The organism is Streptomyces sp. NPDC001920 (genome assembly GCF_053594495.1).
Genome location: NZ_JBSFEP010000006.1, coordinates 230,690 through 247,033 on the forward strand (window position 1 = coordinate 230,690; position 16,344 = coordinate 247,033).

General features: G+C 66.8%; 14 protein-coding genes. 7 read left to right on the forward strand and 7 right to left on the reverse strand.

What is annotated here, in order from left to right:
* Positions 1-44 precede the first annotated feature (44 nt).
* Positions 45-1,523: a replicative DNA helicase gene (gene dnaB, locus ACWCPI_RS12575; protein ID WP_388803347.1), complete on the reverse strand. Its 1,479-nt coding sequence runs from the start codon at positions 1,521-1,523 to the stop codon at positions 45-47.
* Positions 1,524-1,976: 453 nt separating this feature from the next.
* On the opposite strand from dnaB, the gene ACWCPI_RS12580 reads away from it, so the two are divergent.
* Positions 1,977-3,320: an MATE family efflux transporter gene (locus tag ACWCPI_RS12580; RefSeq protein ID WP_451038099.1), complete on the forward strand. Its 1,344-nt coding sequence runs from the start codon at positions 1,977-1,979 to the stop codon at positions 3,318-3,320.
* A 143-nt stretch (positions 3,321-3,463) separates the two neighbouring features.
* Here ACWCPI_RS12580 and rplI read toward each other — a convergent pair whose 3' ends face one another.
* The 4 genes from rplI to rpsF form a co-directional block, all read right to left on the reverse strand.
* Positions 3,464-3,910, reverse strand: a complete 447-nt coding sequence (gene rplI / locus ACWCPI_RS12585) for a 50S ribosomal protein L9 (protein ID WP_019760035.1) — start codon at positions 3,908-3,910, stop codon at positions 3,464-3,466.
* 18 nt (positions 3,911-3,928) lie between these two features.
* Positions 3,929-4,165, reverse strand: coding sequence for a 30S ribosomal protein S18 (gene rpsR / locus ACWCPI_RS12590; RefSeq protein WP_003949403.1), 237 nt, complete (start codon positions 4,163-4,165; stop codon positions 3,929-3,931).
* 80 nt (positions 4,166-4,245) lie between these two features.
* The gene (locus ACWCPI_RS12595; protein WP_451038100.1) at positions 4,246-4,839 is read right to left on the reverse strand and encodes a single-stranded DNA-binding protein; all 594 of its coding nucleotides are present in this window, start codon (positions 4,837-4,839) and stop codon (positions 4,246-4,248) included.
* A 77-nt stretch (positions 4,840-4,916) separates the two neighbouring features.
* A complete protein-coding gene (gene rpsF / locus ACWCPI_RS12600) occupies positions 4,917-5,207 on the reverse strand; it encodes a 30S ribosomal protein S6 (RefSeq protein WP_003991486.1) in 291 nt (96 codons plus the stop codon).
* 286 nt (positions 5,208-5,493) lie between these two features.
* On the opposite strand from rpsF, the gene ACWCPI_RS12605 reads away from it, so the two are divergent.
* The 3 genes from ACWCPI_RS12605 to ACWCPI_RS12615 all read left to right on the forward strand — a co-directional run bounded on the left by ACWCPI_RS12605 (position 5,494) and on the right by ACWCPI_RS12615 (position 8,271).
* Positions 5,494-5,805: a hypothetical protein gene (locus ACWCPI_RS12605; RefSeq protein WP_451038101.1), complete on the forward strand. Its 312-nt coding sequence runs from the start codon at positions 5,494-5,496 to the stop codon at positions 5,803-5,805.
* A gap of 217 nt (positions 5,806-6,022) precedes the next feature.
* Positions 6,023-7,141 (forward strand): lipid II:glycine glycyltransferase FemX, encoded by a 1,119-nt coding sequence (locus ACWCPI_RS12610; RefSeq protein WP_388803358.1) that lies wholly within the window; start codon positions 6,023-6,025, stop codon positions 7,139-7,141.
* Between the two features lie 98 nt (positions 7,142-7,239).
* The gene (locus tag ACWCPI_RS12615) at positions 7,240-8,271 is read left to right on the forward strand and encodes an alanine racemase (protein ID WP_451038102.1); all 1,032 of its coding nucleotides are present in this window, start codon (positions 7,240-7,242) and stop codon (positions 8,269-8,271) included.
* A gap of 116 nt (positions 8,272-8,387) precedes the next feature.
* Here ACWCPI_RS12615 and ACWCPI_RS12620 read toward each other — a convergent pair whose 3' ends face one another.
* Together ACWCPI_RS12620 and ACWCPI_RS12625 are read right to left on the reverse strand one after the other, a co-directional pair.
* Positions 8,388-9,887 carry a glycosyltransferase family 87 protein gene (locus ACWCPI_RS12620; protein WP_451038103.1) on the reverse strand — a complete coding sequence of 500 codons (1,500 nt, stop codon included), beginning with the start codon at positions 9,885-9,887 and terminating at the stop codon, positions 8,388-8,390.
* 193 nt (positions 9,888-10,080) lie between these two features.
* Positions 10,081-12,774 carry a transglycosylase domain-containing protein gene (locus tag ACWCPI_RS12625; RefSeq protein WP_451038104.1) on the reverse strand — a complete coding sequence of 898 codons (2,694 nt, stop codon included), beginning with the start codon at positions 12,772-12,774 and terminating at the stop codon, positions 10,081-10,083.
* Positions 12,775-13,126: 352 nt separating this feature from the next.
* Between ACWCPI_RS12625 and ACWCPI_RS12630 the strand changes: the two genes are divergently transcribed.
* The 3 genes from ACWCPI_RS12630 (at position 13,127) to ACWCPI_RS12640 (ending at position 16,289) form a co-directional block, all read left to right on the forward strand.
* Positions 13,127-13,810, forward strand: coding sequence for a PadR family transcriptional regulator (locus tag ACWCPI_RS12630; RefSeq protein ID WP_388803370.1), 684 nt, complete (start codon positions 13,127-13,129; stop codon positions 13,808-13,810).
* Positions 13,811-13,854: 44 nt separating this feature from the next.
* Entirely contained in the window at positions 13,855-14,937 is a 1,083-nt protein-coding gene (locus ACWCPI_RS12635) for an inositol-3-phosphate synthase (RefSeq protein ID WP_451038105.1), read from the forward strand.
* An 89-nt stretch (positions 14,938-15,026) separates the two neighbouring features.
* Positions 15,027-16,289: an MFS transporter gene (locus ACWCPI_RS12640; RefSeq protein WP_451038106.1), complete on the forward strand. Its 1,263-nt coding sequence runs from the start codon at positions 15,027-15,029 to the stop codon at positions 16,287-16,289.
* The last annotated feature ends 55 nt before the right edge of the window (positions 16,290-16,344 follow it).

Here is a 16,344-nt window from a genome sequence, read left to right on the forward strand (position 1 = left end):
TGGGCAGCCGGGAGTCGAGCGCATAACCCCCGGGTGCGGCCGTATCAGGTCTGCGCCATGTCCACGAACCGCGAGTAGTGGCCCTGGAAGGCGACCGTGATGGTCGCGGTCGGACCGTTACGGTGCTTGGCCACGATCAGGTCGGCCTCACCCGCACGGGGCGACTCCTTCTCGTAGGCGTCCTCGCGATGCAGCAGGATGACCATGTCGGCGTCCTGCTCGATGGAGCCGGACTCACGCAGGTCGGAGACCATGGGCTTCTTGTCCGTACGCTGCTCGGGACCACGGTTCAGCTGAGAGAGGGCGATGACCGGGATCTCCAGCTCCTTGGCGAGCAGCTTGAGGTTACGGGACATGTCCGAGACCTCCTGCTGACGGCTTTCGGCGCGCTTGGAGCCGCCGGACTGCATCAGCTGGAGGTAGTCGATGACGACGAGCTTGAGGTCGTTGCGCTGCTTCAGCCGACGGCACTTGGCCCGGATCTCCATCATCGACAGGTTCGGAGAGTCGTCGATGTAGAGCGGGGCGGCCGAGACATCGGGCATCCGGCGGGCCAGCCGCGTCCAGTCCTCGTCGGTCATCGTGCCCGAGCGCATGTGGTGCAGCGCGACCCGCGCCTCTGCGGACAGCAGACGCATCGCGATCTCGTTACGGCCCATTTCCAGGGAGAAGATGACGCTCGGCAGGTTGTTCTTGATCGACGCGGCTCTGGCGAAGTCCAGCGCGAGCGTCGACTTACCCATGGCCGGACGGGCGGCGATGACGATCATCTGGCCCGGGTGCAGTCCGTTGGTGAGCGAGTCGAAGTCCGTGAACCCCGTGGGAACCCCGGTCATCTCCCCGCTTCGGGAGCCGATCGCCTCGATCTCGTCGAGCGCGCCCTCCATGATGTCGCCGAGCGGCAGATAGTCCTCACTGGTGCGTTGCTCGGTGACCGCGTAGATCTCGGCCTGTGCCCGATTGACGATCTCGTCGACGTCGTCGTCAGCCGCATATCCCATCTGCGTGATACGGGTGCCCGCCTCGACCAGGCGGCGCAGCACGGCACGCTCATGCACGATCTCCGCGTAGTACTCGGCGTTCGCCGCGGTCGGCACCGTCTGGACGAGGGTGTGGAGATACGCGGCCCCGCCCACCTTGTTGATCTCACCGCGCTTGGTGAGTTCGGCGGCGATGGTGATGGGGTCGGCCGGCTCGCCCTTGGCGTAGACGTCGAGGATCGCCTGGAAGATCGTCTCGTGGGCGGGCTTGTAGAAGTCGTGGCCCTTGAGGACCTCGACGACATCGGCGATGGCGTCCTTGGAGAGGAGCATGCCACCGAGGACGGACTGCTCAGCGTCGAGATCCTGCGGTGGTACCCGCTCGAAGGCGGAACCGCCGCCATCCCAGTCTCCGGTGTCCCGGCCGCGATCGTGCTGTTCGTCACGGCCCCGGCCGCTGTCGCCGCGGCGGCGGGAGGCGGGCAGACGATCGCTGGGACCGCTGTCGGCCCACGGATCGTCCAAGGGCTCGGAAATGCTCACCGAGCCACCTCCTCCCGTCCGCAGAGCGGACCTCGCCGTGCCCCTCAGTTCTACGGCACGCCACTGACAAATAAGAGGCCCAACTCCGGTTCTGGCTCGCCGGTTTTGTGCCGGTTTCCCGGCCGACGGACGGAGTGGGCGCCGGACCACGGTAGGCCCGCGGGCACCGTCAGCCAATCTGGTTATCCACAGGCCATGTGGACGACGGCCCCGATGCTGTGGAGAACTCCGCAAAACCTGTGCACGACACGGTGGACAGCCCTGTGAACAAGCTTCGAGTGATTCGCAGACAGCTGGGTTGACCTGCATCTTTACCGTCCACCGGCTGTGCAGAAGAAAAACTTCCCCAGTCGGGCCAAGATCGGCTCGAACAGTGCGCAGACACACACAGCCCATGACGGCCAGTAAGGGTCAGTACTTCATTGTATCTCTTACCTGTGGACGATTAGATTGATGGCCATGACACAGGCTCCCGCGACGCCCAAGGCCGCACGACGACAGCACGACCGAGAGATCGTCGCACTGGCCGTCCCGGCCTTCGGCGCACTGGTCGCCGAGCCCCTCTTCGTCATCGTCGACAGCGCGATTGTCGGCCATCTGGGCACCGCACAGCTCGCCGGCCTGGGGGTCGCCTCGGCCCTTCTCCTCACAGCCGTCAGCATCTTTGTCTTCCTCGCCTACGCCACTACAGCGGCTGTAGCCCGCCGTGTCGGCGCCGGTGACCTCCAAGCCGCCATCCGCCAGGGAATGGACGGCATCTGGCTGGCCCTCCTCCTCGGCGCCGGCGTCATCGCGGTCGTCCTGCCGATGGCACCGTTCCTCGTCGAACTCTTCGGCGCCTCGGACACCGCCGCCCCCTACGCGACCACCTATCTACGGATCTCGGCACTCGGCATCCCCGCCATGCTGGTAGTGCTCGCCGCCACCGGCGTTCTGCGTGGCCTGCAGGACACCAAGACCCCTCTCTACGTCGCGATCGCGGGCTTCATCGCCAACGCCGCCCTCAACGCAGGTCTCGTCTATGGCGCCGACCTCGGCATTGCGGGCTCCGCCTGGGGGACCGTCATCGCCCAGTGGGGCATGGCCGCGGCGTATCTCGTGGTCGTGGTCCGCGGCGCCCGCGAGCACGGTGCCTCTCTGCGTCCCGACGCAGCCGGCATAAGAGCCTCGGCGCAAGCCGGGGTGCCCCTTCTGGTCCGCACCCTCTCCCTGCGGGCGATTCTCCTGATTGCCACAGCGGTCACAGCCCGGCTCGGGGACGCCGACATCGCGGCGCACCAGATCATCCTGTCGCTGTGGAACCTGCTCGCCTTCGCACTGGATGCCATCGCCATCGCCGGGCAGGCCATCATCGGGAGGTACCTCGGTGCAGGTGACGCCCAGGGCGCCCGAGCCGCCTGCCGACGCATGGTGGAGTGGGGCATCGCCGCCGGCGTTCTGCTCGGCCTGCTCGTGGTGATCGCCCGACCACTCTTCCTGCCGTTGTTCACCAGCGACACGACCGTCCAGGACACTGCCCTGCCTGCACTACTCGTGGTGGCACTCTCCCAGCCGATCTGCGGAGTCGTCTTCGTCTTGGACGGCGTTCTGATGGGAGCGGGCGACGGCCCCTACCTGGCGTGGGCCATGGTGCTCACACTCGCTGTATTCGCTCCCGTAGCGCTGCTCATCCCAGCGGCGGGCGGCGGCCTCACCGCGGTCTGGGCGGCCATGACACTGATGATGACGGTGCGCATGCTGACGCTCTGGCTGCGCACCCGTTCAGGTCGTTGGATCGTCACGGGCGCCACGCGGTGACGGTTTCACGTGAAACACGCTGTTTCACGTGAAACCGGGACCGGGCTTCCTTCCCGGCCCGGCCAGGAGAGGACCGCACAGCAGAGGGGCCGTACCCCAGCGGGTACGGCCCCTCTGCTCAGCTGTTCAGCCGAGCGCAGCCGTCAGGCCGCGATGACCTCGATGTTGACCTTGGCGGCAACCTCGGGGTGCAGACGCACGGACGTCTCGTGGGCGCCCAGGGTCTTGATCGGCGCGCCGAGCTCGATGCGGCGCTTGTCGACCTCGGGGCCACCAGCAGCCTTGATCGCGGAAGCGATGTCGGCCGGGGTGACGGAACCGAAGAGACGACCGGCGTCGCCGGAGCGGACGGCCAGACGAACCTTGACCGCCTCGAGCTGGCCCTTGATCTGGTTGGCCTGCTCGATGGTCTGGATCTCGTGGATCTTGCGAGCACGACGGATCTGCTCGACGTCCTTCTCGCCACCCTTGGTCCAACGGATAGCGAACTTCCGCGGGATCAGGTAGTTGCGAGCGTAACCGTCCTTGACGTCGACGACGTCGCCCGCGGCACCGAGGCCGGAGACCTCGTGGGTGAGGATGATCTTCATGTGTCAGTCACCCTTCCCTTAGCGCGCGGTGGAGGTGTAGGGCAGCAGCGCCATCTCACGGCTGTTCTTGACGGCCGTGGCGACGTCACGCTGGTGCTGCGTGCAGTTGCCGGTCACGCGGCGGGCACGGATCTTGCCGCGGTCGGAAATGAACTTCCGCAGCATGTTCGTGTCCTTGTAGTCCACGTACGTGACCTTGTCCTTGCAGAAAGCGCAGACCTTCTTCTTAGGCTTGCGCACAGGCGGCTTCGCCATGGTGTTTCTCCTGTGTGATCAAGAAGTTTGGGTACGACCCGCCCTTGACCCGGACCGGCCTCGAAGGCCGACCCGAAGGCCTAGAAGGGGGGCTCGTCCGAGTAGCCGCCACCGCCGCCACCGCCGCCGGAGCCACCGCCCCAGCCGCCGCCACCGCCCTGCTGGCCACCGGCGGGAGCGCCGGTCGCCCACGGGTCGTCAGCGGGAGCGCCGCCGCCCTGCTGGCCGCCACCGGGGCCACCGCCCCAGCCGCCGCCACCCTGGCCGCCACCGCCACCGCCGCCGTAGCCGCCGCCCTGGCCACCGCGGCCGCTGGTCTTGGTGACCTTGGCCGTGGCGTTGCGCAGGCTGGCGCCGACTTCCTCGACGTCCAGCTCGTAGACCGTGCGCTTGACGCCCTCACGGTCCTCGTAGGACCGCTGCTTCAGCCGGCCCTGCACGATGACGCGCATGCCTCGCTGAAGCGACTCCGCGACGTTCTCCGCCGCCTGACGCCAGACCGAGCAGGTCAGGAAGAGGCTCTCGCCGTCCTTCCACTCGTTGGTCTGGCGGTCGAAGGTGCGGGGGGTGGACGCGACACGGAACTTCGCGACCGCCGCACCGGAAGGGGTGAAGCGCAGCTCGGGGTCATCGACAAGATTGCCGACGACCGTGATGACGGTCTCGCCTGCCATGGGGGAACCTCTCGGCGGGTTTGCTCTGGCTGCTTGGTTGCTGCTGCTCGGATCCCGAGATCAACTGAGCCGGAAGCTCAGTGGGTCTCGGGGCGGAGGACCTTGGTCCGGAGGACCGACTCGTTCAGGTTCATCTGGCGGTCGAGCTCCTTGACGACCGCAGGCTCGGCCTGCAGGTCGATGACCGAGTAGATGCCCTCGGGCTTCTTCTTGATCTCGTACGCGAGACGACGACGACCCCAGGTGTCGACCTTCTCGACCTTTCCGCCGCCGTCACGGACGACAGAGAGGAAGTTCTCGATCAGCGGGGAGACAGCGCGCTCCTCGACGTCGGGGTCGAGGATGACCATCACCTCGTAGTGACGCATGTGGAACCCACCTCCTTTGGACTCAGCGGCCACGGTCGTTCCGTGGCAGGAGGGTTGTGATGCGTACGCAACGGTATCGGCCGCCACTGACAACGGGGTCCGGCTGGCGGTTTCCCCTGCGTGGACTGGGCGGACACCCTGGCATGGCCTGGGCAGACACCGGTGCAGACGGTACAGAGTACCCGCACACGTGCTTCCGGTTGAAATCAGCCCGGGAAGCCCGTCAGTCTGTACACATCGGGTGTGTATGGCGCTACGATGCGCCGTCTTCCGCAGGAGGTGCCCTATGGCACAGGCATTGCGACCCAACACCGTCGGCGGCCTTTTCGCCACGGACGGAAAGCGCCACCCCCTCCAGGACACGCTGCTGGTCGTGACCCTGGTCCTGGGTATCACGGCTTTCGTCACGGCGATGTTCCACGACCTGCACCTGCTCAGCTCCTGGACCGGCCTGGTGGGCATCCTCACCGGCGCGTACGGACAGTGGATCTCGGAGACGACCCGCGGGCGCTTCGGCCTGATCATCGGCCTGGGCGCCTCGGCCGTCGGCTTCTTCCTCGGCATGGCGCACGGTGGCCTCTTCGGCGGGGTCTTCTGACGCCAGGGACACCGTCCCTCCCCGCCTCGGCGGCCGGGGGTCGTCCTCCGAACACCGGTAGAACACCACATAGAACACGATCGAACGCCTCGGCGGCCCATGAGCCGGGGCGAAGCATCCGTACGCCCAGTCGAGGCGCGCCCGAGGCGCAGTAGGCTTCCGCGAGAGCCGGAGCCCCTGAACCCATGGGGACACACCAGCCCGAGGAGCGCCCCGAATGAGCCTGACCCTGAGGACGATCAGTCGCGAGCAGCATCTGGCATACATCCAGAGCCTGCCGTCGGCGAGCCACATGCAGGTCCCGGCCTGGGCGGACGTCAAGGCGGAGTGGCGCTCGGAGAGCCTCGGCTGGTTCGACAAGAGCGGTGAGCTCGTCGGCGTGGGCCTCGTCCTCTACCGTCAGCTGCCCAAGATCAAGCGCTACCTCGCCTATCTGCCCGAAGGCCCGGTCATCAACTGGTTCACGCCAAATCTGACCGACTGGCTGGAACCGATGCTGGCGCACCTCAAGCACCAGGGCGCCTTCTCCGTGAAGATGGGCCCGCCGGTGATCATCCGCCGCTGGGAGGCCACCTCCATCAAGGCGGGTATCCAGAACCCCGATGTGAAGCGGCTGCGCGACATCGAGGCCGACTTCATCGAGCCGCGCGCCTTCGAGGTCGCCGACAAGCTCCGTCGCATGGGCTGGCAGCAGGGCGAGGACGGCGGTGCCGGTTTCGGCGATGTCCAGCCGCGCTACGTCTACCAGGTGCCCCTGGCGAACCGGTCGCTGGAAGAGGTCCACAAGAACTTCAACCAGCTGTGGCGCCGCAACATCAAGAAGGCCGAGAAGGCCGGCGTCGAGGTCGTCCAGGGCGGCTACGAGGACCTCGCGGAATGGCAGCGGCTCTACGAGATCACGGCGGTGCGTGACCACTTCCGGCCGCGCCCGCTGTCGTACTTCCAGCGCATGTGGACGGCTCTCAACACCGAGGACCCCAACCGTATGCGGCTGTACTTCGCCCGCCACAACGGTGTGAACCTCTCGGCGGCGACCATGCTGATCGTCGGCGGCCACGTCTGGTACTCCTACGGCGCCTCCGACAACATCGGCCGTGAGGTCCGGCCCTCGAACGCGATGCAGTGGCGGATGCTGCGCGACGCCTACGCCCTCGGCGCGACCGTCTACGACCTGCGCGGCATCTCCGACTCGCTGGACGAGACCGACCACCTCTTCGGTCTGATCCAGTTCAAGGTGGGCACCGGTGGTCAGGCCGCCGAGTACCTCGGCGAGTGGGACTTCCCGCTGAACAAGCTTCTCCACAAGGCGCTCGACATCTACATGTCGCGTCGCTGACCTCGCGATCCCCTCTTCGATACCGTCACATGCTGCACCGTCGATAGCTTCCATATCTCTGATACACCGCAGCCACGAGAAAGGTTCCAGGTCCGGCCATGGCGCTCACGCTCTACGTCGACACCGCGCGCTGGCGGGCGCACCACAAGCACGTCCAGGAGCAGTTCCCGGGGCTCGTCCCGGTCTGCAAGGGCAACGGCTACGGCTTCGGGCACGAGCGGCTGGCGGAGGAGGCCACGCGCCTGGGCTCCGACGTGCTCGCCGTCGGCACGACCTACGAGGCCGCGCGCATCAAGGACTGGTTCAGCGGTGATCTGCTGGTACTGACGCCGTACCGGCGCGGTGAGGAGCCGGTGCCGCTGCCCGACCGGGTGATCCGCTCGGTGTCGTCGGTGGACGGCGTCTACGGTCTCGTCGGCGCTCGCGTGGTCATCGAGGTGATGTCCTCGATGAAGCGGCACGGCGTCAGCGAGCGCGACCTGCCGCAGCTGCACGCCGCCATAGAGAACGTCCGCCTTGAGGGCTTCGCCATCCACCTGCCCCTGGACCGCACCGACGGCTCGGACGCCGTCGAGGAGGTCATCGGCTGGATGGACCGTCTGCGTGCCGCGCGACTGCCGCTGCACACGATGTTCGTCAGTCACCTCAAGGCCGACGAACTCGCCCGTCTGCAGCAGCAGTTCCCGCAGACCCGCTTCCGCGCCCGTATCGGCACGCGGCTGTGGCTCGGGGATCATGACGCCACCGAGTACCGCGGGGCCGTCCTGGACGTCACGCGCGTCGCCAAGGGCGACCGCTTCGGCTACCGGCAGCAGAAGGCGGCCTCGGACGGCTTCCTGGTGGTCGTGGCAGGCGGTACGTCCCATGGGGTGGGCCTGGAGGCCCCCAAGGCCCTGCACGGCGTCATGCCGCGCGCCAAGGGCGTTGCCCGGGCCGGCCTCGCCACCGTGAACCGGAACCTTTCTCCCTTCGTGTGGGGCGGCAAGCAGCGCTGGTTCGCGGAGCCGCCCCACATGCAGGTCTCGATCCTGTTCATCCCGTCGGACGCGCCCGAGCCGAAGGTCGGCGACGAGTTGGTCGCCCATCTGCGGCACACCACCACCCAGTTCGACCGGATCGTCGACCGCTGAACGATCACCGCTCCACAGCCCCGTAACCGGTGACTCGACAACCCCGGGAACGGGAAGAGGCCGTACACGGCTCCTCGTGTACGGCCTTCCTCATGTGCCGGCTGCGTTCCGTTCGCTCAGAGCGAACTTCCTGTGGCCCCGCCTTTACCCCATGCCACCTGCGGCCCCTCGAAGTGGACCGCATGCCGCGGAGGATGAGCCGCAGGGCCGAGTACGAACACATCCTCCGCCCGATCGAGCACGCCACCTGAAGGGTCGTCGTCACCGGCCCGGCGCACCGGATCCCGCTCGGGCATCAGGATGTCCCGCACCACGACTGCGCACATGTACAGCGTCCCCAGCAGGTGCACGCCGACGGCCCAGTGGTAGCCGTCCGGCGGCAGTCCCTTGTGGGCGTCCCCGCTGGTCGTATAGGCGAGGTACATCCAGATGCCCAGGAAGTACGCGACCTCGCAGGCCTGCCAGATGAGGAAGTCCCGCCATCTCGGCCGGGCCAGCACGGCCAGGGGAACCAGCCACAGGACGTACTGCGGCGAGTAGACCTTGTTGGTGAGGATGAACGCCGCGACGATCAGGAAGGCCAGCTGGGCGAAGCGCGGACGGCGGGGCGCGGTGAGCGTGAGCGCTGCGACGCCCACACAGCACAGCAGCATCAGCAGCGTCGCGAGGGTGTTCACGGTCTCCGTGCTCAACGGGTCGCTGGAGTTCTGGGCCAGGATGAGCCAGAAGGATCCGAAGTCGACGCCCCGCTCCTGACTGAACCGGTAGAACTGCGACCACCCGTCCCAGGCGAGGAGCATCACCGGAAGGTTCACGACCAGCCAGGCGAAGACGGTGCCACCCAGGGCCTTTCCGAAGTCACGCCACTTGCCCGCACGCCAGCACAGAATGAACAAGGGGCCGATCAGGAAGACCGGATAGAGCTTCGCGGCCGTGGCGAGCCCCAGCAGGACACCGAAGGCCAGCGAGCGGCCTCGCGACCACATCAGCATCGCGGCGGCCGTCAGAGCGACGGCCAGCAGGTCCCAGTTGATGGTCGCCGTCAGTGCGAAGGCGGGCGCCAGGGCAACCAGCAGACCGTCCCAGGGTCGCCTGGCATGGGTGCGGGTCACACAGACGGCGATGGCGGCCGCGCACACCATCAGCATCCCGGCATTGACCATCCAGTACCACTGCTGCTGGTCCTGCATACTGCCGCTGCCAGTCGTCAGCCAGGAGGCGACCTCCATGAACACACCGGTCAGCACCGGGTATTCGAGGTACTCCATGTCACCGGGGAGCTTGTCGAAGTACGGCACAAGTCCATCAGCGAAGCCACGGCCCTGGTAGAGGTGCGGGATGTCCGAGTAGCAGGCATGCGTGTACTGCGAGCTGGCGCCGAAGAACCAGGCACCGTCGTAGCAGGGTGCCTTCTGTACCAGGCCGAGGGCGAACATGCCGATGGTCACGAGCGCGATGATCCGCACGGGGGTCCACCAGGAGGTCCCGAGCAGCGCACGCCGTCCGATGGGGCCGCCGATCAGCTCGCTTCCGCTCGCGGCGACCTCGTCCTCCTTGGTCGGCCGCACCCGGTCCGGCTCGTGCGCGCTCGTGGGCGTCGTTTCTGCACTGGGCATGGGGGACATCCTGCCGTACCAGTCTGAGAACGGTGCGAGGACGACCTGGTGCGGGGGCCGAGTGTTTCACGTGAAACCGACGTTTCACGTGAAACAGCCCGCCGCCCCGGGCACAGCCAGGACAAAGGCCGGTGGCCGGCACCCACGTCATGGGTACCGGCCACCGGCCTTCGCTCATCAGGTGAGCCGTCGGTCAGCCTGACGGTCCACCAAAAATGCCGCCATTGCCGTTGCCATTGCCGTTGTTGTTGCCTTCCGTTTCCGTCGTCGTAGGCGTCGGCGTCGAGGTCACGCCCCCGTCCGTACCACCGTTGTCGGAACCGCCGATCTCATTGCACTGGAAACCGAAACAGGTCTCGGTCGGTGTGGGGGTCGGCGAGGTCAGCGACTCACTGGGCGTCGGGCTCGGCGTCGGACTGGCCTCCTCCGTCTCGCTGGGCGTGGGAATGGGCGTCGGGGTCGGGATGTCGTTGATGACCTCACCGATGGGGGCCGGCGTCGGGAACGGCAGCGGCTTGGTGTTCTTCAGCGCCTGTTCCATGTAGTCGTGCCAGATCTCGGCCGGGAACGACGCACCGTGGATCTTCTCCTGACCACCCGTTCCGAACATCTTCAGGAACTCGCGGTTCTGGTTCTTCTCGTTGTCGTCCAGCCGGAACATGGCGATCGACGTGGAAAGCTGCGGGGTGTAGCCCACGAACCAGGCGGACCGGTTGCCGTCGGTGGTACCCGTCTTGCCGGCCACCTCGCGGTCGGACAGCTGGGCGCTGGTACCCGTGCCCTTCTCGACCACGGTCTTCAGGACGTCCGTGACGTTGTCGGCGACCGCCTCGGTGAAAGCATCCTTGGTCTGCGTCTTGTGGGTGAAGACCGTGCCGTCCTTGTCCTTCACCTGCTTGACGGAGAAGGGATCACGCTGCTTTCCGCTGGTCGCGAAGGTGGCGTAGGCACCGGCCATACGGATCGCACTGGGCTGCGAGGTGCCGATGGAGAAGGACGGGTAGTCAGCGCCGGCCAGGCTGGTCTTCAGGATGCCCGCGTCGATGGCCGCCTCCTTGACCTTGTCCAGCCCGACATCCATGCCGAGTTGCACGAAGGCGGAGTTCACGGACTCCCTCATCGCCTCACGCAGGTCGATCCGGTAGGCCGGGGGAGTGCCGTACGACTGATCACCGTCGTTGACCTGGTTCCACTCCTCGCCCTTCTCGTTCCGCCAGATGTTGCCCTGGTAGTCCTTGATCTTCAGCTTGTTCTTGCCGCTGTACAGGCTCTTCGGGGAGACCTTGGTGCGCTCGTCCTGTGCCTGGATCGCCTCGAGATCCGGGTCGCGCACACCCCACTTCATGGCGGCCGCCAGCACGAACGGCTTGAACGTCGAACCGACCTGCGCACCGGTCACGTCAGCGTTGTTGGTGAAGTGCTTCGTCGCGTCCGTGCCGCCGTAGATGGCCTTGATGGCCCCGGTCGCCGGATCCACCGAAGCCCCACCGAACTGGACGTGGGTGTCGGTCTCCGGCCGCTGCTTGGGCTTGATGTTGGCCTTGTAGACCTTCGTGACCGCCTTCTCGAGCTGGTCGACCTTCTTCTTTTCGAAGGTCGTGTAGATCGAGAGGCCGCCCTCGCGCAGCTTCTCCTCGGTGATCCCGGTCTTGTCGCTGTTGTTGACCAGGTAACCGTTGGCGAGGTCGACGAGGTAACCGACCTGGCCGCTCAACGCGGTGTTGAAGCGCGGGTTCTTCACATCGGGCAGCTTGGTGTACTTGGCTCGCGCATCGGGGCTCAGATGCCCGTACTCGACCATCTTGTTGAGGGTGTCCTGCATCTGCCCGAGGGCCCGCTTGCTGTTGGCCTTGGCCGTGGCCGCGGGGTCGATGGACGTCGAACCCGCCGGGTCGTAGTACGTGGCGCCCTTGAGCATGGCCGCCAGGAAGGCGCACTCGCCTTCGTTCAGCTCTATGGCGTCCTTGTCGAAGTATGCGCGGGCCGCGGCCTGGATCCCGTAGGCGTTGCGCCCGTAATAGGCGGAGTTCAGGTAGCCGGCCATGATCTCGTCCTTCGTCAGCTTGGCGCCGACCTTGACCGAGATGAAGATCTCCTTGAACTTGCGGGAGAGCGTCTGCGACTGGTCTCCCAGCCTGGCGTTCTTCACATACTGCTGGGTGATGGTGGAGCCGCCCTGTGTCTGGCCACCGGTGGCCATGTTGAACACGGCTCGGGCAATGCCCTTCGGGTCGATACCGCTGTCGCTGCGGAAGGTCTTGTTCTCCTGCGAGATCACCGCGTTCTGCATGGCCTTGGGGATCTGCGCCAGGTTGACGATCTGCCGGTTGGTCTCGCCACCGGTGGAGACCATCTCGGAACCGTCGGACCAGTAGTAGACGTTGTTCTGCGCCTCGGCGGTCTCGTCGATCTTGGGAATGCCCACCATGGCGTACCCGATGCCCGCCACAGCCACCAGGCTGCCCATGAAGGCGATGAACAGACCAGCCACGAGCTTCCACGACGGCAACCAGCGCGCGACGCCGTACTTGCCCGACCGCGGATAGTCGACGAACCGCTTCTTTCCAGGGGGCGCGGACCGCCCCCGGCCCCGCCCGGGACCGTTCGGCCCGCCCGGAACGGCACGGCGGCCGCCGCGTTCCGGTTCGGCCGCTCTGCGGCGGCCGCCACCGCTTCTCTGGGCAGCGCGACGTGCCTCGGCGCGACCGCCGTACTGACGTTCCTCGCCTCCCGAACCGCTGTAACCCGACCCGTACGAGTCGGAAGGAGATCCGGTGGCGCCTCGCGGTGCCGCGCGGCGGCCGGAGGACGAGCCGGTCTGACCGCGTCGGGCAGCGGCACGTCCGCCTCCCTGCGGCTGCGGCGGTTTGCGACGGTGCTCGCTCATCGAACGACTACTCCTCGGGCAGGCGCACCCCTGGGCGCCTGGCAACGGCGGCTGTTTTCCGGTCCCCCCGAAGTACGGATGCGGTCGGTTCCGCATTCACCCGTACTGCACCAAGGACGACGACGCTCTCAGGTGTCACTCGGTTCCCGGTGGTGTGCATGGCGCACAGACTACGCACCGTCAAAGTCCACCTAGCCCCGAACTTCACCCCAAATAGGGCAAGTCGCCCCACATGAATCGTTGATGTGATCCCGTTCACCGTTCCCCCACTTGTCGCCTCCGGAAGGCCGTTCTATCGTCTTGATGTATCGAGTCGATACATCAGCGCGAGATAAGACGAGGAGGCGAGGGGATGAGCCGACGTTCCGGGATCCTCGAGTTCGCCGTTCTCGGACTGCTCCGCGAGTCCCCGATGCACGGCTATGAGCTGCGCAAACGACTCAATACATCGCTGGGCGTGTTCCGTGCGTTCAGCTACGGCACGCTCTATCCCTGCCTCAAGACGCTGGTCGCCAACGGCTGGTTGATCGAGGAACCGGGGAACACCGCCGAGGACGCCCTCGCCGCACCACTCGCGGGGCGTCGCGCCAAGATCGTCTATCGGTTGACGGCTGAAGGTAAGGAGCACTTCGAGGAGCTGCTGTCACAGACCGGCCCCGACGCGTACGAGGACGAGCACTTCGCTGCCCGATTTGCCTTCTTCGGACGCACACCCCAGGACGTACGCATGCGCGTGCTGGAGGGCCGTCGCAGCCGGCTGGAGGAGCGCCTGGAGAAGATGCGCGCCTCCCTCGCCCGTACGCGGGAGCGCCTCGACGACTACACGCTTGAGCTCCAGCGCCACGGGATGGAGTCCGTGGAGCGCGAAGTGCGCTGGCTGAACGAGCTCATCGAGAGCGAGCGGGCCGGGCGGGACCTGAAGGGTTCCGCTTCCGGGGGGTCCGCTCAGCAGGACACCACATCTGGAGAGCCGGGCGATCTGCCCCGTCCCGGGGGCACCCCCGGGACGGATTCGCCCGGCGACACCGCCACGTGAGAGCCCGATCAGGGCCTCACTCGTACACACAGGGAGCAACCGGAATGGGTTCGGTTCGCGTAGCCGTCGTCGGCGTCGGCAACTGCGCCGCGTCGCTGGTTCAGGGAGTCGAGTACTACAAGGACGCCGACCCGGCGTCCAAGGTCCCCGGCCTGATGCACGTGCAGTTCGGCGACTACCACGTCCGTGACGTCGAGTTCGTCGCCGCCTTCGATGTCGACGCGAAGAAGGTCGGCCTCGACCTCGCGGACGCGATCGGCGCCAGCGAGAACAACACCATCAAGATCTGCGACGTGCCGCGCACCGGTGTGACCGTCCAGCGCGGCCACACCCTCGACGGTCTCGGCAAGTACTACCGCGAGACCATCGAGGAGTCCGCCGAGGCCCCGGTCGACGTCGTCCAGGTCCTCAAGGACAAGCAGGTCGACGTCCTCGTCTGCTACCTGCCCGTGGGCTCCGAGGACGCGGCGAAGTTCTACGCCCAGTGCGCCATCGACGCCAAGGTCGCCTTCGTCAACGCTCTGCCGGTCTTCATCGCCGGTACGAAGGAGTGGGCGGACAAGTTCACCGAGGCGGGCGTGCCGATCGTCGGCGACGACATCAAGTCCCAGGTCGGTGCCACGATCACGCACCGCGTCATGGCGAAGCTGTTCGAGGACCGCGGCGTCATCCTGGACCGCACGATGCAGCTGAACGTCGGCGGCAACATGGACTTCAAGAACATGCTGGAGCGCGACCGCCTGGAGTCCAAGAAGATCTCCAAGACGCAGGCCGTCACCTCCCAGATCCCCGACCGGGAGCTCGGCGAGAAGAACGTCCACATCGGCCCGTCCGACTACGTCGCCTGGCTCGACGACCGCAAGTGGGCGTACGTCCGCCTGGAGGGTCGCGCCTTCGGTGACGTCCCGCTGAACCTGGAGTACAAGCTCGAGGTCTGGGACTCCCCGAACTCCGCCGGCGTCATCATCGACGCCCTGCGCGCCGCGAAGATCGCCAAGGACCGCGGCATCGGCGGCCCGATCCTGTCGGCGTCGAGCTACTTCATGAAGTCCCCGCCGGTCCAGTACTTCGACGACGAGGCCCGCGAGAACGTCGAGAAGTTCATCAAGGGTGAAGTCGAGCGCTGAGGCTCGCTCAGAAACGCTCCTGCCAGAGCTGTTGAGGGTCCCCGGGTTGTACCGCCCGGGGACCCTCCCCGTATGTGAGGCTGGGCCCCATGTCCGTCGTACGCGACCTGCGGGTCCTGCTGCGCTTCCGGGACTTCCGGCGCCTGCTCGTCGTACGCCTGTTCTCGCAGGGTGCCGACGGCGTCTACCAGACCGCGCTCGCCACGTACGTCGTCTTCTCCCCGGAGAAACAGACCTCGGCCGCCGCGATCGCTTCCGCGATGGCCGTACTGCTCCTGCCGTACTCCCTGGTGGGGCCCTTCTCCGGAGTCCTGCTGGACCGCTGGCGACGCCGCCAGGTCCTGCTGTACGGCAGCCTTCTGCGTACGGTACTGGCCTCGGCGACGGCCCTCCTGATCATCAGCCAGGTACCGGACTGGCTCTTCTACGTCTCGGCGCTGTGCGTCACCGCCGTCAACCGCTTCGTCCTGTCCGGCCTCTCAGCCGCACTCCCGCGTGTCGTCGACGACGAGCGACTCATGATCGCCAACTCCCTTTCCCCGACCGCCGGAACACTCGCCGCCACCGCGGGTGCCGGACTGGCCTTCGTCGTGCGGCTGGTGGCCTGGGACTCCGATGCCGCCGTGGTGCTTCTGGGGGCCGTCCTGTACCTGTGCGCCGGCCTGGCGTCACTGCGCATGGCACGGGGACTGCTCGGCCCGGAACCGTCATTGGTACAGCCACGGGTCGCGGCAGCGCTCTCCGGTACGGTGCGCGACCTGGCCGCGGGTGTACGCCATCTCGCCACTCCGCCGCGTCGGCAGGCCGCGTGGGCACTGTTCGCGATGACCCTGATGCGCTTCTGCTACGGCGCCCTGCTGGTCATGCTGCTGATGCTCTGCCGGTACGCCTTCTCGTCGCAGGCGGATGACGGACTCGCCCTGCTGGGGCTGGCGTTGGGGGCCTCCGCCGCCGGATTCTTCGCGGCTGCAGTGTTGACACCGTGGGTGGCGGGACGGTTGGGGCCCGACCGATGGATCGTCGCGTGTGCGGGCCTCGCGGCGCTGCTGGTGCCCGCCCTCGGCCTGCCGTTCGCTCCAACTCCCATGCTGCTGGCGGCGTTCGTACTCGGCCTGACGACGCAGGGGGCGAAGATCGCGACGGACACCGTCGTGCAAACCTCCGTCGAGGACGGCTTCCGCGGCCGGATCTTTTCGGTCTACGACGTGCTGTTCAACGTCGCCTTCGTCGGCGCGGCCGGAGTCGCCGCCCTGATACTGCCGCCGGACGGCCGCTCGGCCCCGCTCTTGGTCACAGTCTCCGTTATCTACGCAGCAGTTGCTGCGACTATGGCCCGATTTGGACGCCAGTAAGTGTCACATCAATGACACAGAGTCCCCTTCGGCCATGGGGTTGTCAGTGGCTGCC